Origin of the sequence: Catenulispora acidiphila DSM 44928 (assembly GCF_000024025.1) — a bacterium.
Lineage (GTDB): Bacteria > Actinomycetota > Actinomycetes > Streptomycetales > Catenulisporaceae > Catenulispora > Catenulispora acidiphila.
Genome location: NC_013131.1, coordinates 168,476 through 193,631, shown reverse-complemented (window position 1 = coordinate 193,631; position 25,156 = coordinate 168,476). Strand labels below are relative to the sequence as shown.

Here is a 25,156-nt window from a genome sequence, read left to right as displayed (position 1 = left end):
GGGCGGTGCTCCTTGCGGGTCAAGGGGAGGGCTCCCAAAGTGTCCGCAGACTGGGACGAACACTCAATAACCGCAAAGGAAAACTTCGCCTAAAGACTCACGAACCCGCGGGATGATCGTCGCGAAGCCAGGACACGACACCGACCACGTGTCCGACCACGTTCTTGGTCGGCACGAAGCCCGCGTCGCCGCCCTTCTTCAGGTAGTTCCACGAGGAGTCGCCGGAGTGCTCGCGGTTGTCGCCGAGCACCCACAGGTCGCCCTGCGGGACCGTCACCTTGTAGACGCCGTTGTAGCAGGGCATCCCCTGCTTGCCGTTCATGATGTACGAGGACTCGTCCAGCGCCACGCCGTTGCGGTACACCGGTCCGTCCTGCGTCTTGCACTCGATGGTGTCCCCGCCGGTACCGATGATCCGCTTGATGAGCAGGTCGTCGTGCTGGTCGGGCAGGATGCCGACGGCGGCCAGGACGTCCGGCAGGTTGATCGCGCCGCCGGTGCTGCCGGCCGAGCTCATCAGCCAGTTGTGCGGGTCGTGGAAGACGATGACCTGCCCGCGCGCCGGCGCGCCGCCGACCCAGCTGGACAGCTTGTCGACGAAGACCCGGTCGCCCTTGTACGTCGTGGGCTCCATCGACGGCGAGGGGATGTAATACATCTGGACCAGGAAGGTCTTGATCAGCGAGGTCAGCGTGAGCGAGATGACCACGTAGCCGACGATCTCCAGCCACGCCGGGATGCGGCGCCGCTTCGCCTTGGTGCGTGCCGCGCGGCGGCCGCCGCCGCGGCTCGGGACGGCTGCGAGCTCCTCGTCGGCGGCGTCCGGGTCGGTGGCGGGGTCAGTGGCGGCGGAACCGTCGCCGGCGACCGGGTCGTAGCCGTTCTGGGTACCGAAAGCGTGCTCGGAGGCGTAGCCCTGGTCCTGGCTGTAGCCGTTCTCGGAGGCGAATCCGGGCGCGGAGCCGTAGCCGTTCTCGGCGCCGTAGCCGTTCTCGGTGCCATAGCCGTTCTCGGTACCGAAACCGTGCTGCTGTCCGTAACCGTTCCCGGTCGTCCCGTAGCCGTCGCCGAAAGGCGGTTCCGCGGGCTGGGAGCCCACGGGCGCGCCGGGATCAGTAGCGGCCACGTGCGCCCCCGTTTCCAGTCCTGGGTTATCGGTTCACCTTATGGCCGATCCGCGGGCCAAGGAAGAGCAGGTGGTTGAGTCCAGTGGCCGGACAGGAGATCGGCAAGAGCTGCGCCCCAGCTTAGAGTGGGCAGCAATCGGGACGATCCAGCCAGGTAACAGGAGGCTCTTGTGTCCGCCGTACCGTCGCCCAAGAACGACGACGCCGCCGTAGAGACCCCGACAGACAGCCCGACCGCTCGCGCGAACGACACCGCGAACGACAACCCCCCGCGCACCGCCGACGACGCCGAGCTGCGCGCCGCGATCCGCCGGTTGGGGGACCTGCTGGGCCAGACCCTGGTCCGCCAGCACGGTCCGGAGCTGCTGGAGCAGGTCGAGGCCATCCGCGCGCTGGGCAAGCAGGGCGCCGACGTGTCCGAGCTGCTCGCCGCGGTGGACCCCGAGCAGGCCATCAAGCTGGTCCGCGCGTTCACCGCCTACTTCAACCTCGCCAACACCGCCGAGCAGGTCCACCGCGGCCGGGAGCTGGCCGCCACCCGGGCCGCCGAGGGCTCCTGGCTGGGCCAGGCGGTGGACCGGATCCAGGCCGCGGGCCTGGCCGGCACGGCCGCCGAGGCGGTGTCGCACCTGTCGGTCCGCCCGGTCTTCACCGCGCACCCGACCGAGGCCGCGCGCCGCACCGTGCTCGCCAAGCTGCGCAAGGTCGCCGAGCTGCTCGAGGCGCCGCAGACCGCTTACAACGAGCGCCGTCTGGCCGAGACCGTCGAGCAGCTGTGGCAGACCGACGAGATCCGCATCACCCGGCCCGAGCCGGTGGACGAGGCGCGCAACGCCGTCTACTACCTCGACGAGCTCGCCGCGCACGCCGCGCCGGAGGTCCTGGAGGAGCTGGCGGTGGAGCTGCGGCGCCTGGGCGTCGAGCTGCCGCTGTCGGCCCGGCCGCTGAGCTTCGGCTCCTGGATCGGCGGCGACCGCGACGGCAACCCGAACGTCACGCCGCAGATGACCCTGGACGTGCTGGAGCTCCAGCACGAGCACGCCATCCGCACCGCGCTGGCGTCCATGGACGCCCTGCGCGAGATCCTGTCCACCTCCGAGCGGATCGCCGCCCCGACCGAGGCGCTGCGGGCCTCGCTGGACGCCGACCTCGAGGCGCTGCCGGAGATCCCGAACCGCTACCGGCGGCTCAACGCCGAGGAGCCATACCGCCTCAAGGCGACGACGATCCGGCAGAAGCTCCTCAACACCCGCACCCGCATCGCCGAGGGCCGCCAGCACGACCCGCGCCGGGACTACCTCGGCACCTCCGAGCTGCTGCGCGACCTGAGCCTGATGCGCGACTCGCTCTACGCCGACCGCGGCGAGCTGATCGCCACCGGCGAGCTGGAGACCGCGATCCGCACCATCGCCGCCTTCGGGCTGCACCACGCGGTCCTGGACGTGCGCGAGCACGCCGACGCCCACCACCACGTGCTGGCGCAGCTCTTCGACCGGCTCGGCGACCAGCCCTGGCGCTACTCCGACCTCCCGCGCGACTACCGGACCCGGCTGCTGGCCAAGGAGCTGGCCTCCTCCCGTCCGCTGTCCGCGCTCGGACAGGTCCCGGCCGACACCCTGCTGGACGCCGCCGGCGTCAAGAGCTTCGGGGTGTTCACCGCGATCCGCACCGCGTTCGAGAAGTACGGCCCGGACGTCATCGAGTCCTACATCGTCTCGATGACCCGCGGCGTGGACGACCTGTTCGCCGCGGTCGTGCTGGCGCGCGAGGCCGGTCTGGTGGACGTGCACGCGCACACCGCGGCCATCGGCTTCGTCCCGCTGCTGGAGACCCCGGACGAGCTGAAGATCGCCGGGTCGATCCTGGACGAGATGCTGTCCGACCCCTCCTACGCGGCGATCGTCGCGGCGCGCGGCGGCGTGCAGGAGGTCATGCTCGGCTACAGCGACTCCAACAAGATGGGCGGGATCTCCACCTCGCAGTGGGAGATCCACCGCGCGCAGCGCGAACTGCGCGACACCGCGCTGCGCCACGGCATCCGCATCCGGCTGTTCCACGGCCGCGGCGGCAGCGTCGGACGCGGCGGCGGTCCGTCGCACGACGCGATCCTCGCTCAGCCCTGGGGCACGCTCGACGGCGAGATCAAGGTGACCGAGCAGGGCGAGGTCATCTCCGACAAGTACGCGATCCCGGCGCTGGCGCGGGAGAACCTGGAGCTGACGCTCGCCGCGACGCTGGAGGCCACGGTGCTGCACCGCGCGCCGCGCCAGTCCGCGGAGGACCTGGCGACCTGGTCGGCGACCATGGAGGGGGTCTCCTCGGCGGGCCAGGACCGTTACCGGGAGCTGGTCGAGCACCCGGACCTGCCGGCGTACTTCTTCGCCTCGACCCCGGTGGACCTGCTCGGCGACCTGCACCTGGGGTCCCGGCCCTCGCGCCGTCCGGACACCTCGGCCGGCATCGACGGCCTGCGCGCGATCCCGTGGGTCTTCGGCTGGACGCAGTCGCGGCAGATCGTGCCCGGCTGGTTCGGCGTCGGCACCGGCCTGGCCGCCGCCCGGCAGAACCCCGCGTTCGCCGGCACGGACTGGCAGGACATGTACGAGCGCTGGCACTTCTTCCGCAACTTCCTGGGCAACGTCTCGATGACGCTGGCCAAGACCGACCTGCGGATCGCCCGGCACTACGTGGAGACCCTGGTCCCGCGCGAGCTGCACCACTTCTTCGACACCATCACCGAGGAGTACGAGCGCACGGTCGCCGAGGTGCTGCGCATCACCGGCGAGTCCGAACTCCTCGGCCGCAACGAGACGCTGGCCCGCACCCTGCGCGTCCGCGACATGTACCTGGACCCGATCTCGTACATGCAGGTCTCGCTGCTCAAGCGCCAGCGCGAGGCGACGAAGGCGGGTCTGCCGGTGGACCCGGACCTGGCCCGCGCGCTGCTGCTGTCGGTGAACGGCATCGCCGCCGGGTTGAAGAACACCGGCTGACCGGCACCGTCGCCACGACCGGCGACACGACAGTGGGCGGCGTCTTCGCGACGCCGCCCACTGTGTTTTTCGTTGGTCTGTGTTTTTCGGTGGTCTGTGCAATTCGCGGGAGTCTGGTCAGGGCTCCCGCTGGTCTATGTAGTTGGTTCGCGAGAGCTTGGTCAGGGCTCCCGATGGTCTGTGTCTGTGTCTGTGGTGCGCGAGAGTCCGGTGGCTCTCGGCGGTCTGTGTGGCCCGTGCGGCCGGTGTCGTCCCGGTTACCTCACAGGTGCTTCGTATCGGTCGGCCGTGCCGCTGATCCGCGCCACCCGACGCTCCCTGCCGCGCTTGAACAGTCCCGACAAACAGATCCCGCCCACCGCGGCGGCGATGAAGGCGTTCAGGACCATTCCCATCGACGACATCCACAACTCCCAGGTTAAGCACTGTTTTGGCCCGCCCCGTGATCTAGGAATCTATTACCTGGGAAGTAATCGCGCCAGGTGTCACCACCCTGAGAACCTTGATCTCGTCAGCGAATACGACAGCTAGAGGAGACCACCGAGATGACCGCCTACGCACTCGCCCACGTCCGTTCCGTCGAGCTCTGCGCCGACATCGTGGAGTACCTGGAGCGTATCCAGGGCACCATGGACCCCTTCGGCGGCCGCTTCGCCTTCCACGGGGGTGAGAAGGAAGTCGTAGAAGGCGCCTGGACGGGCGACCTCATCCTCATCGAGTTCCCCACCCTGGACGCAGTCCACAGCTGGTGGACATCGCCGGAATACCGGGCCATCAAAAACCTGCGGACCGACCACATGGCGGCCGACATCGTGGTCTTCGACACCCTGCCGGCGGACTACAACGTCGGGGCGACCGCCGCGAAGCTGGCGAAGCTCCTCTGAGCCCTGCCTACCCTGCCTCCGACCTACTTCAGCAAGCCGCGCTTATAGGCTTCGGCGACCGCCGCGGCGCGGTCGCGAACGCCGAACTTGGCGTAGGCGTGCAGCAGATGCGTCTTGACCGTGGCCTCACTGATGAACAGCTTGCGCGCGGTCTCGCGGTTGGTGGTGCCGGAGGCGACGAGCCGAAGAACTTCCAACTCCCGCTCGGTCAGCGCGTCACCGGGCGGCGCGGGCTCCGCCAGAGGCGTCTGAACGCGAGTCATCAGCCGCTGCGCCACAGTCGGCGCCAGGACCGGCTGCCCCGCCGCCGCAGCCCGAACGGCCCGGATGAGATCCTCGCGCGGCGCGTCCTTCAACAGATAGCCGGTCGCACCGGCCTCGATCGCGGGCAGCACATCGGACTCGGTGTCATAGGTCGTGAGTACCAGGACCCTGACAGCCGGCTGCTCCACCCGCAGCCGCCTAATCGCCTCGACGCCACCCATCGTCGGCATGCGCAGGTCCATCAGGACCACGTCGGGTCCCGACTCTGCCGCCCGCACCAAAGCCTGCGCGCCATCGGAAGCCTCGCCGACGACCTCGAAGCCGTCCTCGCCGTCGAAGACGCCGCGCAGCCCGTCGCGGACGATCGGATGGTCGTCCACGATCAGCAGGCGGAGAGGACTCGAATCACCGGACACGCGATCAATCATCTCGCGACCAGACCCCGGCCGGAACCGTTCACCCCGTCACCGCCTCCGTCACCGCCTCCGCCACGGCTCCGGTGCTCGCTCTCGCGCTCGCCCCCGCCGAAGCCGTCTCCGCCGCCAGCGTCACCAAGGGCACCGCGGCGCTGATGGCTGTGCCGTCCCCAGGCTCGCTCTCGATAGTGAGCGTCCCGCCGACCTGCCGAAGCCGCGACCGCATCGCGCTCAATCCGTAGCCCGTCCCGTTCTCCGACGCGCTGTCGGCGCCACGCCTCCGCACCTCTTCGGGGTCGAACCCCGCGCCGTCGTCCACCACGTCCAGAACCACGACATCGCTCGTGTAGGACACCGTGACCCCCACACGCCCCGCCCCCGAATACTTCCCGGCGTTGGCCAACGCTTCCTGCGCCGCCCGGAACAGCGCCACCTCCACCTCCGGCGAGAGCGCGACAGCCTCCCCGGAAACCTCCACCCGCGCCTCGATCCCCGCCGTCCGCGACCACGACGCCGCCAGCTCCGCCAGCGCCTCCGGCAGCTGCGCCACGGCCAGCGGTCCCGGCCGCAGCGCCTGGACCGACCGGCGTGCCTCGGCCAGGCTCTCGCGCGCCAGTTCCCGGGCCAGCGTCAGGTGATGCTTCCGGCGCTCCACGTCGTCGTCGAACCGCTCCACGACCTCCAGCTGCCGCACGATCCCCGTGAGTCCCTGCGCGATGGTGTCGTGGATCTCCCCCGCGAGCCGCTGGCGTTCGTCGAGCACCCCGGCCTCCCGAGCCTGCGCGACCAACTGCGCGTGCAGTCCCGCGTTCTCCTCGAGCATCTCGTGCAGCCGCTCGTTCGCCTCGGCCAGCTCGCGCCGGTGCTCCTCCTCGGCCGCGCCGGTGACCGTCAACGTGCCGGCGATGAGCAGGTTGACCGCGACCAGCACCAGGTAGAGATAGACGCCGGCGCCGTGGATGTTGACGATGCCGCCCATCTGCGTGGTCGCCATGGCGCCGGCGGTTCCCGCGATCCCGAAGAGCTTGGTCCGTCCCGGCAAGACCATCGCGTGCAGGTAGCCGGTGAAGCCGAAGAAGCCGAACAGCGGGCTGGTCAGGATCAGCGTCGCGAGCAGCGCCAGCAGGACCGCGTAGTAGACCGTCGCGCGCAGCACCGGCGGGTTCGGCGCGTCCAGCAGCGCCCGCCCGCGCCGGACCCACAGCGCCGCAGCCGCGGAGCCCCCGAGGACCACGGTGTAGTACACCCCGGTCCGGGGACCGATGATGAGGGCCAGAGTCAGGGAGACCGCCAGGCCCGCGTACGGGATCCACCGCTGGACCGTCGCCGATTCCACCACCGCCGCGTCCCCTCTATTCCCACTTGAACACGCGGGCCGCAGCCAGCGCGCCGACGACGGTGTACACCGCGAGCACCGTCAGATGCTGCCACGCCGCGCCGGTGCCGGACCAGGTGTCCACGATCGCGCCGTACGGCACGAACCCGCTGGCCGTGCGCAGCACCGAGGGCAGCTGCTGGAGCGGGACGTAGACGCCCGCGAAGAAGAAGTTCAGGATCATCGTAGGCACACCGAACCCGGTCGCCACCCCGGCCGACGGCGCGAGCGCCGCGATCAGCAGCCCGATCGCCAGCAGCGCGGTGGTCCCCAGGATGTAGGACGCCAGCACCAGCGCCAGGTGCGCCGGCAGCGAGGCGCCGAACCCGGCCACGCCGATCAGCACCACCGAGGCCGCCGTCACCGCGGCGGTCGTGGCGATCACCGTCACCTGTGCCGCGAGCAGCCCGGCGGCAGGGACCGGCGAGACCGCCAGACGCCGCAGCACGCCCCGCTCCCGCAGGTCCGCGAAGGTCACCGGCAGAGCGGTGAGGGCGGTCAGCACCGAGGAGAGCATCGCGAAGGTCGGGACGTAGACGTCCATCGTCGTCCTGCCGCCGAGCGAGGCCGCCGGCTTCCCGAACGAAGGGATGCAGCCGAAGACGATGATCAGCAGGACCGGCAAGGCGATTCCCGACAACACCACCGCCGGTTCCCGCCACAGCAGCCGGGCCTGGGTGCGCACCAGGGTGCGGAACCCGTTGCCGGTCATCCGGAATTCGGGCAGCAGACGGGAGGAGCGGGAAGAGAAGGTCGCGGTGCTCATCAGGACTCCTTGGCGGTCTGCGCGGTCTGCGCCGTCTGCATGGTCTGCGCGGCATGGGTCGTGGTGGTCGCGTGCGTCGTCAACGCGATGAACGCGTCGTCGAGGCTGCTCTGCTCGACGCGCAGCTCGGCGGCGATGATCTGGCGCCGCGCGAGGTACGCGGTGACCGCCCCGATGACTTCCGAGGTCCCGCTCACTTCCAGATGCGCGCCGTGCCGCTCGACGCTGCGGACCTCGGGCAACGCGAGCAGGTCCGCGTCCTCGACCGGCGCCGAGGGCCGGAACCGCATCCGCTGGCCGGCTGCCGGACCCCGCGCGGCCATCGCGGCCGGGGTGTCCAGGGCGACCACGCGGCCGGCGTCGATGATCGCGACCCGGTCGCAGAGCCGCTCGGCCTCTTCCATGAAGTGCGTGACCAGCAGGACGGTGACGCCGGAGTCCCGGACGGCCTGGACCATCTCCCAGGCGGTGCGCCGCGCGTGCGGGTCCAGACCGGTGGTCAGCTCGTCCAGCACGACCACCCGCGGCTTGCCGACCATCGCCAGCGCCACGGCCAGCCGCTGCTTCTGGCCGCCGGACAGCTTGCCGAAGCGGGCGCCGGCCTTCTCCGTCAGCTCCCACTGCGCCAGCAGCCGGTCCACGTCGGCCGGGTCCCGGTAAAAGGACGCGTACAGCTCCAGCGCCTCGCGCACATGGATCTTGCCCGGCAGCTGGCTCTCCTGCAGCTGCACGCCGAGCACCTGGCGGACGTCCTCACGATCGCGCCGCGGGTCCAGACCCAGCACGCGGACCTCGCCGGCGTCGGGCGTCCGCAGACCGCTGACACACTCCACGGTCGTGGTCTTCCCGGCGCCGTTGGGCCCGAGGATCCCGAAGATCTCCCCTTCGGCGACCTCGAACGAGACGTCCTCCACGGCGGTTACGTCGCCGTAGGCCTTCCGCAGGCCGCGCACCTCGATCGCTGGCATCGTCCGGACTCCCTGCCCCCGGGCGACCCTGCGCCGCCGTTGGTTCAAGGATTCCGCCGGGACCCCCACCGGCGGATCGACCGGCGGGCTCGTCCCGGGTGCCGATGCGGTGGAGGGGCGGCATCCACCGATCGGTGGATGCCGGTGGATGCCGGTGGATACGCGAGGGCCCCGGAAGAGAACGCCCGGGGAGAGCCGTCAGGCCGCGTGGTAGATGTTCTGCGCCTCGACGAGCCCGCGGCGGATCAGGTCCTCGACCGCGTCGGCGGCCCGGTCCACGTTGTAGTCCAGGTCCTTCTTCTCGGTCGAGGAGAAGTCCTTCAGGACGAAGTCCGCCGGATCCTGCCGCCCCGGCGGCCGTCCGACACCGAAGCGCACGCGGTGGTATTCCTTGGTCCCCAGCGAGGAGGTGATCGAGCGCAGCCCGTTGTGGCCGTTGTCGCCGCCGCCGAGCTTCAGGCGCAGCACGCCGTAGTCCACGTCGAGTTCGTCGTGCACGGCGATGATCTGCGCCGGCTCGATCTTGTAGAAGTCGCGCAGCGCCTTCACCGGGCCGCCGGACAGGTTCATGAAGGTCTTCGGCTTGGCCAGGACCACGCGCGGTCCGCCGACCCCGAGCCGGCCCTCCACGACGTCCGCCCGCGCCTTGTGCGACTTGAACTTGCCGCCGACGCGCGCGGCGAGCAGGTCCACGACCATGAAGCCGGCGTTGTGCCGGTTGCCGGCGTACCCGGGCCCGGGATTGCCGAGGCCCGCGATCAGCCAGAGCTGGTCGCGGGCCTCGGTGGTGGTCATGTCGACCAGGATAGCGGGGCTGGGGTGCCTACTCCGCCGACTCCTCGGACGCGCCCTCGGCGGCCTCGCCCTCGGCGTCGCCCTCACCCTCGGCGGCCTCCTCGGAGACCTCGGCGCGGGTCACGACGACCTGCAGGACCAGCTGGTCGCCGTCGGTGACCAGCTCGGAGCCGGCCGGCAGCTCCAGGTCGCGGACGAAGAGCTGGAAGCCCTCCTCCTTGCGGTCCACGTCGACCTCGATGCCGGTCGGGATGTGCGTGGCCTCGGCGGTCACGGTCAGGTTGTTCAGCGAGTGGTCCAGCACCGCGCCGCCCACGACCTCGCCGGTGACGGTGATCGGGATGTCGACGGTGACCTTCTCGCCGCTGCGCACCAGCACCAGGTCCACGTGCTCCAGGGTGCGCTTGACCGGGTCCTTCTGCACGTCCTTCGGCAGCACCAGCTGGGCCTTGCCGTCGCCGAACTCCAGGTTCAGCAGCACGTTCGGGGTCCGCAGCGCGATCATCAGGTCGTGGCCCGGAAGCAGGATGTGGCGCACCGGCTCGCCGTGGCCGTAGACGACGGCGGGGACCTTGTTCACGGCACGGGCGCGGCGGGCGAAGCCCTTGCCGAACTCGGTGCGGTCCTCTGCGCTTATGCGGATCTGGGACATCTTGCGATTCTCCTTGTTTCGTCGATAACGGCGGGGATTCGGCTCCCCGCCCTCGCCGGACAAAGGTCCAGCTTATCCCGTGCGCGGCAGTGCTCCGGACCACGCGGTCCGGAGCACTGCCGCCGGGAAGTTGTGAAGTTCTCGGCGCGCCCGGTGCCCCTCGTGCCCGGCGGCGCGCCGGCGTGCCTCAGTGTGCTGCGGCCCGAGCGCTTGTGATCTCAGTGCGTGTGATCTCAGCGCTCACGGTCTCAGTGCTTGTGATCTCAGTGCTTGTGGTCGTCGAACATCGACGTGACCGAGCCGTCCTCGAACACCTCGCGGATCGCCCGGGCCAGCATCGGCGCGATCGACAGCACCGTCATCTTGTCGAACCGCTTCTCGTCCGGGATCGGCAGCGTGTTGGTGAAGATCACCTCGCTGATCCGCGAGTTCTTCAGCCGGTCGGTCGCCGGGTCGGAGAGCACCGCGTGCGTCGCGGCGATGATGACCTCGGCGGCGCCGTTCTCGAACAGCGCCTCGGCGGCGGCGCAGATGGTGCCGGCGGTGTCGACCATGTCGTCGACCAGTACGCAGGTGCGGCCCTTGACCTCGCCGACGATCTCGTGGACCGAGACCGTGTTCGGGATGTTGGGGTCGCGGCGCTTGTGCACGATCGCCAGCGGCGTGTTCAGGCGGTCGGTCCAGCGGTCGGCGGTGCGCACCCGGCCGGCGTCGGGGGAGACCACCGTGAGCTTGGAGGTGTCGTACTTGCCCTTGATGTAGTCCACCAGCACCGGCAGCGCGAACAGGTGGTCCACCGGGCCGTCGAAGTAGCCCTGGATCTGGTCGGTGTGCAGGTCCACCGCCATCAGCCGGTCGGCGCCGGCGGTGGCGAAGAAGTCGGCCATCAGACGCGCCGAGATCGGCTCGCGGCCCTTGTGCTTCTTGTCCTGGCGCGCGTAGCCGTAGAAGGGCGTGATGACGGTGATCCGCTTGGAGGAGGCCCGCTTCAGCGCGTCCACCATGATCAGCTGCTCCATGATGGAGTGGTTGATCGGCGCGGAGTGGCACTGGATCACGAAGGCGTCGCTGCCGCGCACCGACTCCTCGAAACGGGTGTAGATCTCGCCGTTGGCGAAGTCGTGTGCCTTCATGGGGGCGATCTCGACCCCCAGCTCTTCGGCGACTTCCTGGGCCAGCTCGGGATAGGCGCGTCCGGTGAAAAGCATGAGCTTCTTCTCACCGGTGGTCTTGAGGCCGGTCACGGTTGTTCTCCTAAGAGACGAGGGGCCGTAGCTCTTTCATACTCTCAGACGCCACGAGCTGTTCAGACCGCGTCCGCCTGCGCGCCAGGGCCGCCGCCTGTGGGATTCGTCTCAACGGCTGGCTGCCCGCCGGCCGCGGCGCGCTCGGCGGCACGCGCGGCGGCCTGCGCCGCCACCGAGTCCGGGCGCTTGCGCGCGACGTACCCGGCGATGTTGCGCTGCCGGCCGCGCGCCACCGCCAGTTCGCCGGGACCCACCGGCATGTTCACCGCCGACCCCGCGGCGATGTACGCGCCGTCGGCGACCTCCGCCGGGGCGATCAGGGTGGTGTTGGTCCCGACGAAGGCGTGGTCGCCGATGCGGGTCGGGAACTTGTTGTAGCCGTCGTAGTTGGCGGTGATGACGCCGGCGCCGATGTTGGTGCCCGCGCCGATCGTGGCGTCGCCGATGTAGGCCAGGTGCGGGACCTTCGTGCCCTCGCCGATCGTCGACTTCTTCATCTCCACGAAGCCGCCGGCCTTGGACTTGCGGCCGAGCTTGGTGCCCGGGCGCAGATAGGTGTACGGCCCGACGCTGGCCTCCGGGCCGATCTCGGCGCCGTCGGTGGTGGCGTTGGTGACCCGCGCGCGCTCGCCGACGACGGTGTCCCTCAGCGTGCAGTTCGGGCCGACGTCCGCCCCGGCGGCGATCCGGGTCGCGCCCTCCAGCTGGGTGTTGGGACGGATCGTGGCGTCCGGCTCCAAGGTGGCGTGCACGTCGATCCAGGTGGTCGCCGGGTCCACGATGGTGACGCCCTCGAGCATCCACTGGCGGGTGATCCGCTGGTTCATCAGCCGCCGCAGGTCGGCCAGCTGCGCGCGGTCGTTGGCGGCCAGCACCTCGTGGTAGTCCGCGGCGACCACGGCGCCGACCGGCAGGCCGTCGCCGACGGCGATCGCCAGCACGTCGGTGAGCAGCTCCTCGCCCTGCGCGTTGTCGGTGGTGAGCCGGCTGAGCGCGTCGCGCAGGAGCTTGCCGTCGAAGGCGAAGATGCCGGAGTTGATCTCGGGGATGGTGGCCTGCGCCGGCGTGCAGTCCTTCTCCTCCACGATGCCCAGGACCCGGCCCTCGGCCGTGCCGTCCGGCTCGCGCAGGATGCGGCCCAGGCCGCGCGGGTCCGGCACGACCGCGGTCAGGTCGGTGACGGCGTTGCCGGAACTTTCGTGCACGGCGATCAGGTGGCGCAGCGTGCCGCCGGTGACCATGGCGCCGTCGCCGAGCAGCACCAGCACCGTGCCCTCGGCCGGGCCGCCCTCGGCGACCAGGGCCTCCAGCGCCAGCCGCGCGGCCTGCCCGGTCCCGTTCTGCGGCTCCTGCACGACGATCCGGGCCTCCGGCGCGATCGCCGCGACGTGCGGCGCGACCAGGTCCCGGCCCTTGCCCACGACCACCGCGAGCCGGCTGGGCGCCAGGTCCTGCGCCGCGGCCACCACGTGGCCGAGCATGGTGCGCCCGCACAGCTCGTGCAGCACCTTCGGCGTCGCGGATTTCATCCGCTTGCCCTCGCCGGCGGCCAGGATGATGACGGTCGGCGCGTGCTGGTCGGTCATGAAGTGACTCCTAGCCGTCGGTGCGGTGCTGCGCGCCGCGCGTCGGCGGCGGCGGTTCTCTAGGAGGGTAGCGATCGTGGGGAGGGGTTGCGAGCAAGCACCCGCTGCCCTCCAGAGCTCCGCCACCAGGACTCGAACCTGGACAAACAGATCCAAAGTCTGCTGGGCTGCCAATTACCCCATGGCGGATCGTCGTCGCCAGTTTCCCACATCCGAGGTCCTCCGCGCGCCGTGGTTTCCCTCCGGAACCGGGACGAAGTCGTGACGAAGTACGGCGAGTCGCGTACTTCATCCCGACATCCGGGCGTCATCCGCCGTGTCATCCTTGTAACCCAACCTACGGCAGCGTAGGTTGCGGTCAGTTCCCCGATCCGCCACGCCCGCAAGGCGCTTTCCCTCCAAGGCATGATCGCGATGACACAAACCTCGGTTCCGCAGCAGCAGCCCACCGCCCCCGCCACGGTCCGAGGAACCCGCGGGGGCGAGACCCAGTCCTTCAAGGAGCGCATCGCCCTCAGCTTCGTCATCGGCGTGCCCTTCGCCGCCCTGGTGATCGCCGTCCCCGTGGTCTGGGGGTGGGGCATGACATGGACCGATCTGATCATCGCGGTGGTGATGTACGCCATCAGCGGCCACGGCGTGACGGTCGGCTTCCACCGCCTGTTCACCCATTCCTCCTTCAAGGCCAAGAAGGCACTGCGGGTGGGTCTGGCGATCGCCGGCTCGCTGGCGGTCCAGGGCCCGGTGATCCGCTGGGTCGCCGACCACCGCAAGCACCACCGCTACAGCGACCACGACGGCGATCCGCACTCGCCGTGGCGCTACGGCGAGACGCTCCCGGCCCTGATGAAGGGCCTGTGGCACGCGCACATCGGCTGGCTGTACAACGCCGAGCAGACCAACCAGCAGCAGTACGCCCCGGACCTGCTGAAGGACCGGGCGATCGTGCGCGTCTCGCGCGCCTTCCCCTACCTGGTGCTGGTCTCCCTGCTGCTGCCGGCGGCCGTCGGCGGGCTGGTGACCTGGAGCTGGCAGGGGATACTGACCGCCTTCTTCTGGGGCTCGCTGGTCCGCATCGCGCTGCTGCACCACACGACCTGGTCGATCAACTCGATCTGCCACGCCGTCGGCGAGCGCCCGTTCCGCTCCCGCGACCGCTCCGGCAACGTCTGGTGGCTGGCGGTGCTCTCCATGGGCGAGTCCTGGCACAACCTGCACCACTCGGACCCGACCGCGGCCCGCCACGGCGTGCTGCGCGGGCAGATCGACTCCTCGGCGCGGATCATCTGGCTGTTCGAGAAGTTCGGGTGGGTCCGGGATGTGCGGTGGCCTTCCCGGGAGCGGGTCGCCTTGAAATTGCGCGGTGAAGCCGCTCCATAAGGGGCAACCGCACGCGGCGTGACGCGGCGCGGTCCCCCTCCCGGTCGCGTCATGTCGCGAGAAACCTGAGAGAATGCCCTGTGACTTCCCGAACCCCCGCCCCGGCGTCCCGCACCCGGATGAGCGGCAAGGAACGGCGGGAGCAGCTCATCGAGATCGGCCGGACCCTGTTCGCCGAGCGCGGCTTCGACGCCACCTCGGTGGAGGAGATCGCGACCAAGGCCGGCGTCTCCAAGCCGGTCGTCTACGAGCACTTCGGCGGCAAGGAAGGCCTCTACGCGGTCGTGGTGGACCGCGAGATGGCCAAGCTCCTGTCCATGGTGACCAGCGGCCTCACCGGCGAACACGCCCGCGAACTCCTGGAGCAGGCAGCCTTCGCCCTGCTGGACTACATCGAGTCCAGCACCGACGGCTTCCGCATCCTGGTCCGCGACTCCCCGGTCACCACCTCCACCGGCAACTTCGCCTCCCTGATCTCCGACATCGCCTCCCAGGTCGAAGACCTCCTGGGCGTCCACTTCATGCACCGCGGCTACGACCCCAAGCTCGCGCCCATGTACGCGCAGATGCTCGTCGGCATGGTCGCCCTCACCGGCCAGTGGTGGCTCGACGTCCGCAAACCCCCCAAGGCCGAGGTCGCCGCACACCTGGTGAACCTGGCCTGGAACGGCTTGTCGCACTTAGAGGGCCAGCCCCGCCTGATCGTGCAGGAGCAGGCCGAGGCGAAGGTCCGGCGGGCGGCGCGGAAGACGGAGCGCGCCGCGCGGGCTGACGCCAAGCGGTAGGAGCACTCGCCTACTCCTCCTGCACCAACACTGTCGCAGCGCCCGCCGACATGTTCGCCAGCACGCGCACGGCGGCCTCGTGCACCGTCACCGGGGCGTCCACTGCCTCGACGTCGCCACGGGTCAGGGACTTGCGGCGCAGGATCTCCACGGCCGAGGTCAGCAGGGCGCGGTGGGTGTACTCGCCGCGGGTCGGGCCCTTCTTGCCGGTCGAGGAGTAGAGCCTCAGGACCGGTTCGTCGCCGCGGCCGGAGCTGGCGGCCACCTCGCGGGCGGCGCGCAGGAGGGCTTCGTGGGTCTCGTGGGTCTCCAGCCACTCCTCGTACTCGTCCTCGGGACCGCCGACGGTGATGGTGCTGACCACCGAGGAGATCTCCATCATGGAGTCCTCGACGAGGTCCAGGAACTCCTCGCCGACGAACAGGATGCGGGCCTCGGACTCGTTCAGGGCGTGGACCACGTGCGCGCGGTCCAGGCGCCAGTCCAGCCAGGTGCAGACCAGGCCCATGTTGCTGGCCGCGAACAGGGTCTCGAAGTGGACCGGGTGGTTGCGGGCGAGCACGGCCACGCGCTGGCCGCGCTGGAGCCGGTCGCTGCGGATCCCGGTCACGCACTTGCGGATCCGGGAGTCGAACTCGGTCCAGTCCCACTCCTGGGCTCCGTAGGCCAGGACGGAACCGTGCGTGTTTCCGTCGAGGTTCACACGCACGATGTCGCCGAGCCAGTGGAATTCCACCGGATCGCGCGTCTCAGTACTTTGCGTGGCAGGCATGCCCCGATTCTGAGCCGTAACAGCCTTGCGCGCCAGCACTATGCGCGCGCGGAAACCACGATCTCCGCGCGTCTGGTCAGGTCAGCGTCACCAAAACCTGATGCGCGTCCACGAATTGCCCCACGGCGCAGTCCACCGAACCGACGACGCCGTCGCGCCCGGCCTTCACCTGGTGTTCCATCTTCATGGCCTCCATGCTCACCAGCACCTGCCCGGCCTTGACCCGGTCCCCGGCGGCCACGGAGATCGCCACCACGGTTCCGGGCACTTCAGCGGCACCGTCGTCGGCCGCGAAGGCGTCGGCGTCCTCCGGGAAACGCGGCGTCGGCTTCCAGGCGGAGTGCCCGCCGTCGCTGTCGTCGACCCACACCACGGTGTCCTCGGCGACCCGCACCCGGCACAGCCGGTCGACGCCGTCCACCGCCACGCGCACCGAGTCAGGGCCCAGATCCCTCAGGGAAACCTCGTACTCGGCTCCGCCGTGGATCAGGTACAACGTTGAGCTGTCGAAACGGTACGTAATAGGGGTTTCCGGCGCTCTCCGTACGTCTTGCCGCGTCCACGCCGCGTTGGCGCCGTCGTAGGGCAGCAGCCGCCAGCCGGCCGGAGCGAACGCGGTCGCGCCGCCGGCCGAACGCCGCCGGTGCACCGACACCGCGAGCGCCGCCGCGAGGTGCGCGGTGACGTCGGTCCGGTCCTCGGGCGCCGCCAACGCGGGATGCAGGTCCAGGAAGTCGGTCCGCGTGGTCCCGGCCAGGAAGTCGGGGTCGCGCAGGATCGCCACGAGCTGGTCCCGGTTGGTCTTCAGCCCTTGGATGCGCATCCCGGCGAGCGCCGACGCCAGCTTCAACGCCGCCTCGCCGCGGGTGAGGCCGGTCGCGACCACCTTGGACAGCATCGGGTCGTAGTAGTGCGAGACGACGCTGCCGCTGCGGACGCCGTCCTCGTACCGGATCCCGGGTACGTCAGCGTGCTCATACAGAGCCAGCGTGCCGGGCGACGGGATGTACTTGCGCGCCGGGTCCTCGGCGTAGAGACGCACCTCGATCGCGTGGCCGTGCAAGGCTTCCGGGTCCGGAGCGGTGAGCACCGCGCCGGCGGCGACCTCGAACTGCCGCCGGACCAGGTCCTGCCCCCAGACCTCCTCGGTGACCGGGTGCTCGACCTGCAGCCGGGTGTTCATCTCGAGGAAGTAGTAGGAGTCGTCCGTGTCGTCGAACAGGAACTCCACGGTCCCGGCGCCGACGTACCCCAGCTCGCGCACCAGCGCGCACGCGACCTCGCCCATCTTGGCCCGCACCGCCGCGCCGACCGCGGAGGACGGCGCCTCCTCGACGACCTTCTGGTGGCGCCGCTGCACCGAGCATTCGCGCTCGCCGTAGAACACGGCGTTGCCGTGCGTGTCGCCGAAGACCTGGATCTCGATGTGCCGGGAGGCGGCGAGGTAGCGCTCCAGGAACACCGTCCCGTCGCCGAACGCCGCCGCCGCCTCGCGCCGGGCTCCGGAGACCGCGTTCTCGAGCTCCTCCACGGAGGAGACCAGCCGCATGCCCTTGCCGCCGCCGCCGGCGGAAGCCTTCACCAGCAACGGGAATCCGACGCCTTCGGAGGACCGGCGCCAATCGTCCGGCTCGTCGGTGGTCAGCAGCGCGTCGGGCAGCACCGGCACGCCGGCGGCCTTCGCGATCGCCTTCGCCTCGTGCTTGATGCCCATCTTGCGGATCGCGTCCGGGGACGGTCCGACGAAGACGATCCCGGCCTGCGCGCACGCCTCGGCGAAGCCGGCGTTCTCCGACAGGAAGCCGTAGCCGGGGTGGACGGCGTCCGCGCCGGTCTTGCGCGCGGCGTCCAGGATCTTCGCGGCGTCCAGGTACGACTCGGCGCTGGTGCTGCCGCCGAGGGCCACCGCGACGTCGGCCTCGCGCACGTGCGGGGCGTCGGCGTCCGGGTCGGAGTACACAGCGACGGTGCGCAGGCCCATCGCCTTGGCAGTGCGGAAAACCCGCCGGGCGATCTCGCCCCGGTTGGCCACGAGCACGGTCGAGAACGTCGGATACGTCGGCATGGCGTCACTGTCTCACAGGTCGGACAGCGGTTCGGGGAGCTGTGACCGTCGTCACGGCCCAACGCCACGTCAGCGCCGCATTCGGCGCTACATCCGGAACGGCGCGAACGCGCGCGTCCCCACCACCGGCCCGGAATCGATCGCGGACAAAGCGAGCCCCAGCACGGTGCGGCTCTGGCGCGGGTCGATGACCCCGTCGTCCCACAGCCGGCCGCTGGCGTAGACGGCGTCGGACTGCCCGTCGACCATCGCCTCGACGAACTCCCGGGTCTGGGCGTCGGCGGCCTCGTCGTACGGCTGCCCGGCCTTCTCAGCCTTCTGCCGCTGCACGATCGACATCACCCCGGCCAGCTCCCGGCCGCCCATCACGGCGATCCGGTGGTTCGGCCAGGTGAACACGAAGCGGGGATCGTAGGCGCGGCCGGACATGCCGTAGTTGCCGGCGCCGTAGGAGGCGCCGACCATCAGCGTCACATGCGGCACCGCGGAGTTGGAGACCGCGTTGATCAGCTTGCTGCCGTCCTTGATGATGCCGCCGCGCTCATAGCGCGAGCCGACCATGAAGCCGGTGATGTTCTGCACGAACAGCAGCGGGACCTCGCGGGCGTTGGCCAGCTGGACGAAGTGCGCGCCCTTGTTGGCCTCCTCGGAGAACAGGATGCCGTTGTTGGCCAGGATGCCGACCGGGTAGCCGTGGATCGAACCCCAGCCGCAGACCAGGGTGGTGCCGTACAGCGGCTTGAACTCCGAGAAGCGCGAGCCGTCCAGCACCCGCGCCAGGATCTCCCGCACCTCGACCGGCCGGCGCAAGTCCATCGGCGCGAGGGAGAGCAGGTCCTCGGCGGCGTAGAGCGGTTCATCGGCGCTCTCGGTCGGTCCCGGACCGCGCTTGCGCCAGCGCAGGTCGGCGATGATCTGCCGGCCGATGCGGATCGCGTCGCGCTCGTCGCGGGCCAGGTAGTCGGCGAGACCGGACACCCGCGCGTGCATGTCCGCGCCGCCGAGCGTCTCGTCGTCGGTGTCCTCGTTGATCGCCATCTTCACCAGCGGCGGACCACCGAGGTAGACGGCCGCCTGGTTCTTCACCATCACGGTGAACTCGCTCATGCCGGGCACGTAGGCGCCGCCGGCCGTCGAGGAGCCGAACACGATCGACAGCGTCGGGATGCCCGCCGCCGACAACCGCGAGATCCCCTTGAACGACGCGCCGCCGGGCACGAAGATGTCCGCCTGCCGCGGCAGATCGGCGCCGGCCGACTCGGTCAGCGAGATCAGCGGCAGCCGGTTCCGCTCGGCGATCTCCAGCATCCGCAGCTGCTTGGCCACCCCCGAGGGCCCGACCGCGCCGCCCTTCACCGTCGGGTCGTTGGCGCCGATCATGCACTCGACACCGGACACCGTCCCGATGCCGGACACGCCGCCGACGGTCTCGGCCGGATCGTGCGTCCCGGCCAGCGCCGCCAGCTCCAGGAACGGCGAATCCTCGTCGAGCAGCAGATCCAACCGCTCCCGCGCCAGCAGCTTGCCCCGCGACCGATGCCGCTCGGCGTACTTCTCACCCCCGCCGGCCAGCACCTTCTGCTGCAGTTCCCTGATCCGCTCCAGCGCCCCGAGCACCGCCTCACGATCGGCACGCGCCGCCTCCGACGTCGGATCCAGCTGGGAGCGGAGCACGGGCATGGCGGCCTCCGAAGGGTGCGCGGCGGGGATACTACTGGTCGGTAACCTAAACCGGCGCGAGCAGGTCCGCAATCGATCACGCACCGCGCGCGCCGGCGGCGAGGGCTGTTCGGGGCGACCGCTCGCCGGCCTACAGCTCCTTCAGCAGCCCGCCGTCCACAACGAACTCGGACCCATTCGTACTCCGCGACCGCGGCGACGCCAACAGCACCACCGCATCGGCGACCTCCTGCGGCTCCACAATCCGCCCCATGCTCAACCGCAACGACTCGGGCAACGCCTTGTCCAGCAACGTGTCCCGATCAATCCCCATCGCCCCGGCGAACATGTCCGCGACCCCACCCTCATCGGTCCACCAGTTGGTCCGCGTAACCCCCGGCAGCACCGTGTTCACCCGCACCCCCTGCGGCCCGAACTCCTCAGCCAAGCCCTTGGACACATGGCTGAGCGCCGCCTTCGCAGCCGAGTACTCGTAATTGTTGGTGGCAGGCTGCCGAGCCAGCGTCGAGGAGACATTGACGATCGTCCCGCCCCGCTCAATCAGATGCGGCAGAGCAACCCGCGTCAGCCGCACGACAGCGAACAGATTGAAGTCGAAGACAGCCTGCCAATCCACATCCCCGCCACCCAAGAAAGGCCCACGCGGCAGCACCACCCCAGGCGGCGGACCCCCAGCGTTGTTCACGAGAATGTCCAGCCCCCCGAACGCCGCAACAGTCTGCTCAACCACCTCCGCCGCAAACCCCGCATCCATCAGATCACCAGCCACATGCAGCAGATTCGGCCCACCCACCTCCCCCAACCCCGCCGACCCCGCCCGCGAGACAGCCACAACAAACGCCCCCTCCTCCAGCAGCGTCCTGACAACAGCAAGCCCGATACCCTTACTCCCGCCGGTGACGACAGCAACCCGGCCACGCAACCCGAGGTCCACGAGGACTCCTTGAGATCCGACGAAGATGGTTGAAATCTCAACCACCCACCGATCTTGCGCCCCCACCCAGCCCACCGCTGGCGGCCTTCGGACGGCTCTTCCCGGAGCACAGATCACCGCGAACCGATCGCGCCCAGAAGGCCTCGCCAGCTCTGTGCCGGATCTCCCTCGCCGACCCCGCCGCGCGCCCAGCTGCATCTAGCCAACGCTTCGCAGACCACTCATTTCCGCCGCCAACTGCGCCGGATCAGCTCCCTCGCCGGTACCCGATCGCGAACCGCCGCCGAGCCGCCTACCTTCCGCCGACTCATCCCCGCCGCCCGCCGCCCCCGATCAGCCCCGGCGTCCGCGCGGTCAGGTCGGCGCCGGCTTTGGCGACCGAGCCGGTGTCGTGCGGGGGCTGCGGGTCGTACTCGATCCAGAGTTGGACTGCTTGGGCGAATTCGTCGCCTTCGATCAGTCCCGCGAGGGTGAGTGCCATATCGATGCCGGAAGAAACTCCTGCTGCGGTGACCACCTTGCCGCGGCGGACTACGCGTTCGGGGGTGTAGTGGGCGCCGAAGGATTCGAGGGCGGGGATGGCGTTCCAGTGGGTGGTGGCGTCGGTGTCGGTGAGGATTCCGGCTGCGCCGAGGAGGAGGGAGCCGGTGCAGACCGAGGTGGTCCAGGTGGTGGTTTGGTGGATGCGGGCGATCCAGTCGGTCAGGTCCTTGCGGGCTGCGTGGTCGCGGGTGCCTCGGCCGCCGGGGACCAGGAGGATGTCGCAGGTGTCGATGTCGGCGGGGGTGGCTTGGGCCTGGAGGCCGAAGCCGCCGTCGGCGCCGTTGATCACGCCGGGGTCGGATGCGACGAAGACGACCTCGTGGTCTGGCAGGAAGCGGAGGACGTCGTACGGGCCGACGACGTCCAGGGGCATGAAGCCGGGGAACAGCGGGATGGCGATGCGGGGCATGGTCGACTCCTCGTCGATCGGTCCTGGCAGGGTTCTTCACCTGGGGGAACTGAAGTGCCGCCGGTACTCCCCGGGCGTGACCCGGATCGTCCGGTTGAAGGTGCGGTGCATGGTCTCGACCGTGCCGAAGCCACAGGTGCGCGCGATCCGGTCGAGGCCGTCGCGCGTGCTCTCCAGCAGACGCTGCGCCGCCTCGATCCGGGCGGCCTCGACATACGCCGCCACCGTCATCCCGGTCTCGGCGCGGAACACGCGCGAGAAGTGCCGTTCGCTCAGCGCCGCGCGCCGTGCCAGCGCCGCCAGGCTGAGGTTGTCGTCGAGATGGTCGGCGATCCACGTCTGCGTCTCGCGCAACGCGTCACGCCCCGGACGCTGCGCCGCCAGCTGCGTGCTGAACTGTGCCTGTCCGCCCGGCCGCTGCACGAACACCACCAGCTGCTTGGCGATCCGCCGCGCCACCTCCGCGCCGAGGTCGTCCTCGACGAGCGCCAACGCGAGGTCCACGCCGGCCGTGACCCCGGCGGAGGTCCACAACGGGTCGTCACGGACGAAGATCGGGTCCGCCTCGACCCGGATCTCCGGGAACCGCTCCGCCAACTCCTCGCAGGAATCCCAGTGCGTGACCGCACGCCGGCCGTCCAGCAACCCCGCGGCCGCCAGCAGAAACGTCCCGGAACACACCGACGTGACCCGCCGCGCCCGGCCGGCCGCCGCCCGAACCCACTCGACGTACACCGGATCCGTCATCGCGGTCCGGACTCCACGGCCGCCGACCACCACCAACGTGTCGATCGGCAGCTCGGCGGCGTCGGCGAGCGTCCGGTGCGGCACGACCGCCAACCCGTCGGACGCCGTCACCGGCTCGGCGCCGAGGGCCACCACCTCGGTCACATACCGCTGCCGCCCCGGCGAGAACAGCATGTCCGCCTGCGAGAACACCTCCAGCGGCCCGGTGAGGTCGAGCAGCTGGAAGCGCGGAAAGACCAGGAACACCACGCGGCGGCTCATGCTTCAAGCCTCGCCGCCGCCGACGAGGTCCGCAACGACACGCGAGTGACGAATCCGGCCATAGGCGCAGGCCGGATCCGTCAATAGCTAAGAAGGCAGCCAGAAAAGAAGCACGCCTCAGCTCGCCTCCGCCACCCCGTACTCCGCCTCGCAAGCCGTCATCGCCGCGACCAGGACCTTCCCCATCTCCGGCGTCATGACGTGGTAGTGGTTCGGGATATAGGCGTTCCCGTCCAGGTTGCTGATCGCCCCGGCCGGAAACGCGTACCCCGCGCCCTGCACCGGCAGCATGGTGCCCCACACCGATTCCGGCGTGGACAGCGCGCCGTGCGACCCGATGGCGCCGTACTCGTCGTGCACGTGGACATGGCCGGCCATCCCCGTCGTGTCCGGCTGGTCACCCGCCATCCGCGACGCCAACTCGTACGCGAGCCCGACCATGTGGTCGTGCCGCGAATGGGTCACGACCACCGGTCCCTTCAGCCGCCCGCCGAACAACCCCGGCCGGAACAGGCCGTCGTGTACGCCGTCCCACTGCTTGGCGAACCCGAACTGCGAGAACGCGCCCTGGATCAGCGTCACCGACGACACCGGGAACGCTTCGCAGTTGGCCAGCGCGGAGGCCATCACCCGCGCCCCGAAGCTGTGCCCGGCCAGATGCAGCCGCACCTCCGGCCGGGCCTCGCGCACCGCGGCGAGCACCGGGACCAACCCCTTGCCGACCGCGCCGGCCCGGCCTTTCATCTCGTAGTAGGTCGACAGGTTCAGGACCGCGTCGATCCCGTCCTCGATCGACCCGAACTTCTCCAGCAGCGCTCGGGGCTCCAGGCCGAAGAAGGTGGCCTGGTGGTCGCCGGGGTTCGCGTACTCCGCCGTCACCGGGAGGAGTTCCAGCTGCGCGCCGACGCGGTGCCGGACCCGGGTGACGAAGGACTCCGCGGCCCGGCCGCTGGGATCGGTCGCCGCCACCGTCGCCGCGACCTGGACCTCCGGCTCGGCGTCGAATCGTTTGGAAGGCCACAGGATTCCGAGGACGGCCAGTCCCGGCGGCGCGCCGCCGGCCTGGACGATCGCCTCGGTGAGGCCGGCGTACAGGATCTGCGCGCGTGGCGGGTCGTCGAGCCAGCCGTGCGAGAGCACGAGCAGGTCCGTCACGTCCGCGCCGAGGGCCACCGCCGGGGCGGCGCCTCGCTGGGTGGGATCGGCCGGCTGACCGTCCGCTCCGAATGACAGCTCTCCGTAGGCGAATCCGTTGAGGGTCACACCTGTTTTGTCCCGCTTGGGGCGGTCACCGAAAAGTCCCGGGAAGGTTAATCTGAGATCACCCCCGAGAAGGAGATTCCAGCCGTGGCCGACGACGTCCAGACCCCGAAGCTCCGTGAAGCATTGCGCGGCATCCCCGCCTACAAGGCAGGAAAGAACCCCGACGCCTCCGCCTTCAAGCTTTCCTCGAACGAGAACCCTTACCCGCCGCTGCCGGGTGTCCTGGAGGCGGTCCAGAAGTCCGCGGAGAACTTCAACCGCTACCCGGACATGGGCTGCTCGGCGCTGAGTTCGGAGATCGCCGAGCGCTTCGGCGTGCCGGTGGAGCACGTCGCGACCGGGACCGGCTCGGTCGGCGTGGCCCAGCAGCTGCTGCAGGCCACCTCGGGTCCGGGGGACGAGGTGATCTACGCCTGGCGCTCCTTCGAGGCGTACCCGATCATCACGCAGATCTCCGGCGCTACCTCGGTGCGCGTCCCGCTGACCCCCGAGGAGCACCACGACCTGGACGCGATGGCCGCCGCGGTGACCGACCGCACGCGGCTGATCTTCGTGTGCAACCCGAACAACCCGACCGGCGTCGCGATCTCCGAGGACGCCCTGGTGCGCTTCCTGGACCGGGTCCCCAGCGACGTGCTGGTCGTGATCGACGAGGCGTACCGGGAGTTCGTGCGGGACGACAGCATCCCGGACGGCGTCGACCTCTACCGCGACCGCCCCAACGTCGCCGTCCTGCGCACCTTCTCCAAGGCCTACGGCCTGGCCGGACTCCGCGTCGGGTTCGCGATCGCGCACGAGCCGGTCGCCGCGGCGCTGCGCCAGACCGCCGTGCCGTTCGGGGTGAACAGCCTGGCGCAGGTCGCCGCGATCGAGTCGCTGCGCGCCGAGAAGCTGCTGCTGGAGCGCTGCGAGGCGCTGGTCCAGGAGCGCACGCGGGTCACCGAGGCGCTGCGCGAGCAGGGCTGGACCGTGCCGGAGAGCCAGGCCAACTTCATCTGGCTGCGTCTCGGCGAGCGCACGGCCGAGTTCGCCGCGAAGGCCGAGGCAGCCGGGATCGTGGTGCGGCCGTTCGCCGGCGAGGGCGCGCGGATCACCGTCGGCGAGGTCGAGGCGAACGACATCCTGCTGCGGGTCACAGCCGAGTTCCAGGAGTAGCGACGAGCGCCGGCCCGGTGCGAGTCGCGGGTCGCGGGTCTCGGAACTCGGGACTCGGGACTCGGGACTCGGAACTCGGGACTCGGAAC

General features: G+C 70.2%; 22 protein-coding genes and 1 tRNA gene. 6 read left to right on the top strand and 17 right to left on the bottom strand.

Annotation, left to right across the window (positions count from 1 at the left end; translation table 11 throughout):
* Nucleotides 1-97 precede the first annotated feature (97 nt).
* Entirely contained in the window at nt 98-1,126 is a 1,029-nt protein-coding gene (gene lepB / locus CACI_RS47355; RefSeq protein ID WP_012784429.1) for a signal peptidase I, read from the bottom strand.
* Between the two features lie 171 nt (nt 1,127-1,297).
* Here lepB and ppc point away from each other — a divergent pair, with 171 nt between their 5' ends.
* From ppc to CACI_RS00885, 3 genes are all read left to right on the top strand, one after another.
* Nucleotides 1,298-4,120, top strand: coding sequence for a phosphoenolpyruvate carboxylase (ppc, locus tag CACI_RS00890; protein WP_012784428.1), 2,823 nt, complete (start codon nt 1,298-1,300; stop codon nt 4,118-4,120).
* Nucleotides 4,121-4,408: 288 nt separating this feature from the next.
* Entirely contained in the window at nt 4,409-4,651 is a 243-nt protein-coding gene (locus CACI_RS49475; protein WP_143765108.1) for a hypothetical protein, read from the top strand.
* Between the two features lie 14 nt (nt 4,652-4,665).
* A complete protein-coding gene (locus tag CACI_RS00885; protein ID WP_012784426.1) occupies nt 4,666-5,004 on the top strand; it encodes a DUF1330 domain-containing protein in 339 nt (112 codons plus the stop codon).
* 23 nt (nt 5,005-5,027) lie between these two features.
* On the opposite strand, the gene CACI_RS00880 is transcribed toward CACI_RS00885, so the two are convergent.
* The 9 genes from CACI_RS00880 to CACI_RS00840 form a co-directional block, all read right to left on the bottom strand.
* Nucleotides 5,028-5,696, bottom strand: a complete 669-nt coding sequence (locus CACI_RS00880) for a response regulator (protein WP_012784425.1) — start codon at nt 5,694-5,696, stop codon at nt 5,028-5,030.
* Between the two features lie 28 nt (nt 5,697-5,724).
* The gene (locus CACI_RS00875) at nt 5,725-7,020 is read right to left on the bottom strand and encodes a sensor histidine kinase (protein ID WP_223297422.1); all 1,296 of its coding nucleotides are present in this window, start codon (nt 7,018-7,020) and stop codon (nt 5,725-5,727) included.
* 16 nt (nt 7,021-7,036) lie between these two features.
* Nucleotides 7,037-7,825 carry an ABC transporter permease gene (locus tag CACI_RS00870; RefSeq protein ID WP_012784423.1) on the bottom strand — a complete coding sequence of 263 codons (789 nt, stop codon included), beginning with the start codon at nt 7,823-7,825 and terminating at the stop codon, nt 7,037-7,039.
* Nucleotides 7,825-8,793 (bottom strand): ABC transporter ATP-binding protein, encoded by a 969-nt coding sequence (locus CACI_RS00865; protein WP_012784422.1) that lies wholly within the window; start codon nt 8,791-8,793, stop codon nt 7,825-7,827. Before CACI_RS00865 ends, CACI_RS00870 begins: the two co-directional genes overlap by 1 nt.
* 198 nt (nt 8,794-8,991) lie before the next feature.
* Nucleotides 8,992-9,588: an aminoacyl-tRNA hydrolase gene (pth, locus tag CACI_RS00860; protein ID WP_012784421.1), complete on the bottom strand. Its 597-nt coding sequence runs from the start codon at nt 9,586-9,588 to the stop codon at nt 8,992-8,994.
* A 28-nt stretch (nt 9,589-9,616) separates the two neighbouring features.
* Entirely contained in the window at nt 9,617-10,240 is a 624-nt protein-coding gene (locus CACI_RS00855) for a 50S ribosomal protein L25/general stress protein Ctc (RefSeq protein WP_012784420.1), read from the bottom strand.
* Between the two features lie 263 nt (nt 10,241-10,503).
* Nucleotides 10,504-11,484, bottom strand: coding sequence for a ribose-phosphate diphosphokinase (locus CACI_RS00850; RefSeq protein WP_012784419.1), 981 nt, complete (start codon nt 11,482-11,484; stop codon nt 10,504-10,506).
* A 62-nt stretch (nt 11,485-11,546) separates the two neighbouring features.
* Nucleotides 11,547-13,073, bottom strand: coding sequence for a bifunctional UDP-N-acetylglucosamine diphosphorylase/glucosamine-1-phosphate N-acetyltransferase GlmU (glmU, locus tag CACI_RS00845; protein ID WP_012784418.1), 1,527 nt, complete (start codon nt 13,071-13,073; stop codon nt 11,547-11,549).
* 117 nt (nt 13,074-13,190) lie between these two features.
* Nucleotides 13,191-13,262 (bottom strand) — tRNA-Gln (locus CACI_RS00840).
* A gap of 225 nt (nt 13,263-13,487) precedes the next feature.
* Here CACI_RS00840 and CACI_RS00835 point away from each other — a divergent pair.
* A complete protein-coding gene (locus CACI_RS00835; RefSeq protein ID WP_012784417.1) occupies nt 13,488-14,453 on the top strand; it encodes an acyl-CoA desaturase in 966 nt (321 codons plus the stop codon).
* 119 nt (nt 14,454-14,572) lie between these two features.
* Nucleotides 14,573-15,238, top strand: a complete 666-nt coding sequence (locus tag CACI_RS00830) for a TetR/AcrR family transcriptional regulator (RefSeq protein WP_012784416.1) — start codon at nt 14,573-14,575, stop codon at nt 15,236-15,238.
* Between the two features lie 10 nt (nt 15,239-15,248).
* Here CACI_RS00830 and CACI_RS00825 read toward each other — a convergent pair whose 3' ends face one another.
* From CACI_RS00825 to CACI_RS00795, 7 genes are all read right to left on the bottom strand, one after another.
* Complete coding sequence (locus CACI_RS00825) at nt 15,249-16,010, bottom strand: AMP-binding protein (protein ID WP_012784415.1); 762 nt, start codon at nt 16,008-16,010, stop codon at nt 15,249-15,251.
* A gap of 76 nt (nt 16,011-16,086) precedes the next feature.
* Nucleotides 16,087-18,075: an ATP-binding protein gene (locus CACI_RS00820; protein WP_012784414.1), complete on the bottom strand. Its 1,989-nt coding sequence runs from the start codon at nt 18,073-18,075 to the stop codon at nt 16,087-16,089.
* Nucleotides 18,076-18,162: 87 nt separating this feature from the next.
* Nucleotides 18,163-19,755, bottom strand: a complete 1,593-nt coding sequence (locus CACI_RS00815) for an acyl-CoA carboxylase subunit beta (RefSeq protein WP_012784413.1) — start codon at nt 19,753-19,755, stop codon at nt 18,163-18,165.
* A gap of 130 nt (nt 19,756-19,885) precedes the next feature.
* Nucleotides 19,886-20,689 carry an SDR family NAD(P)-dependent oxidoreductase gene (locus CACI_RS00810; protein ID WP_012784412.1) on the bottom strand — a complete coding sequence of 268 codons (804 nt, stop codon included), beginning with the start codon at nt 20,687-20,689 and terminating at the stop codon, nt 19,886-19,888.
* A gap of 307 nt (nt 20,690-20,996) precedes the next feature.
* On the bottom strand, nt 20,997-21,641 hold the full coding sequence (locus CACI_RS00805; RefSeq protein WP_012784411.1) for a DJ-1/PfpI family protein: 645 nt from the start codon (nt 21,639-21,641) through the stop codon (nt 20,997-20,999).
* 36 nt (nt 21,642-21,677) lie between these two features.
* On the bottom strand, nt 21,678-22,649 hold the full coding sequence (locus tag CACI_RS00800; protein WP_012784410.1) for a GlxA family transcriptional regulator: 972 nt from the start codon (nt 22,647-22,649) through the stop codon (nt 21,678-21,680).
* A 117-nt stretch (nt 22,650-22,766) separates the two neighbouring features.
* A complete protein-coding gene (locus CACI_RS00795; RefSeq protein WP_012784409.1) occupies nt 22,767-23,912 on the bottom strand; it encodes an alpha/beta fold hydrolase in 1,146 nt (381 codons plus the stop codon).
* Between the two features lie 84 nt (nt 23,913-23,996).
* Here CACI_RS00795 and hisC point away from each other — a divergent pair, with 84 nt between their 5' ends.
* Nucleotides 23,997-25,067: a histidinol-phosphate transaminase gene (gene hisC / locus CACI_RS00790; RefSeq protein WP_012784408.1), complete on the top strand. Its 1,071-nt coding sequence runs from the start codon at nt 23,997-23,999 to the stop codon at nt 25,065-25,067.
* Nucleotides 25,068-25,156: the final 89 nt, after the last annotated feature.

Bases quoted from the DNA above. Each gene is read 5' to 3' on its own strand.
- CACI_RS00885 (WP_012784426.1), top strand. From the start codon at position 4,666: ATGACCGCCTACGCACTCGCCCACGTCCGTTCCGTCGAGCTCTGCGCC.
- CACI_RS00880 (WP_012784425.1), bottom strand. From the start codon at position 5,696: ATGATTGATCGCGTGTCCGGTGATTCGAGTCCTCTCCGCCTGCTGATC.
- CACI_RS00870 (WP_012784423.1), bottom strand. From the start codon at position 7,825: ATGAGCACCGCGACCTTCTCTTCCCGCTCCTCCCGTCTGCTGCCCGAA.
- CACI_RS00865 (WP_012784422.1), bottom strand. From the start codon at position 8,793: ATGCCAGCGATCGAGGTGCGCGGCCTGCGGAAGGCCTACGGCGACGTA.
- pth (WP_012784421.1), bottom strand. From the start codon at position 9,588: ATGACCACCACCGAGGCCCGCGACCAGCTCTGGCTGATCGCGGGCCTC.
- CACI_RS00855 (WP_012784420.1), bottom strand. From the start codon at position 10,240: ATGTCCCAGATCCGCATAAGCGCAGAGGACCGCACCGAGTTCGGCAAG.
- glmU (WP_012784418.1), bottom strand. From the start codon at position 13,073: ATGACCGACCAGCACGCGCCGACCGTCATCATCCTGGCCGCCGGCGAG.
- CACI_RS00835 (WP_012784417.1), top strand. From the start codon at position 13,488: ATGACACAAACCTCGGTTCCGCAGCAGCAGCCCACCGCCCCCGCCACG.
- CACI_RS00830 (WP_012784416.1), top strand. From the start codon at position 14,573: ATGAGCGGCAAGGAACGGCGGGAGCAGCTCATCGAGATCGGCCGGACC.
- CACI_RS00825 (WP_012784415.1), bottom strand. From the start codon at position 16,010: ATGCCTGCCACGCAAAGTACTGAGACGCGCGATCCGGTGGAATTCCAC.
- CACI_RS00820 (WP_012784414.1), bottom strand. From the start codon at position 18,075: ATGCCGACGTATCCGACGTTCTCGACCGTGCTCGTGGCCAACCGGGGC.
- CACI_RS00815 (WP_012784413.1), bottom strand. From the start codon at position 19,755: ATGCCCGTGCTCCGCTCCCAGCTGGATCCGACGTCGGAGGCGGCGCGT.
- CACI_RS00805 (WP_012784411.1), bottom strand. From the start codon at position 21,641: ATGCCCCGCATCGCCATCCCGCTGTTCCCCGGCTTCATGCCCCTGGAC.
- CACI_RS00800 (WP_012784410.1), bottom strand. From the start codon at position 22,649: ATGAGCCGCCGCGTGGTGTTCCTGGTCTTTCCGCGCTTCCAGCTGCTC.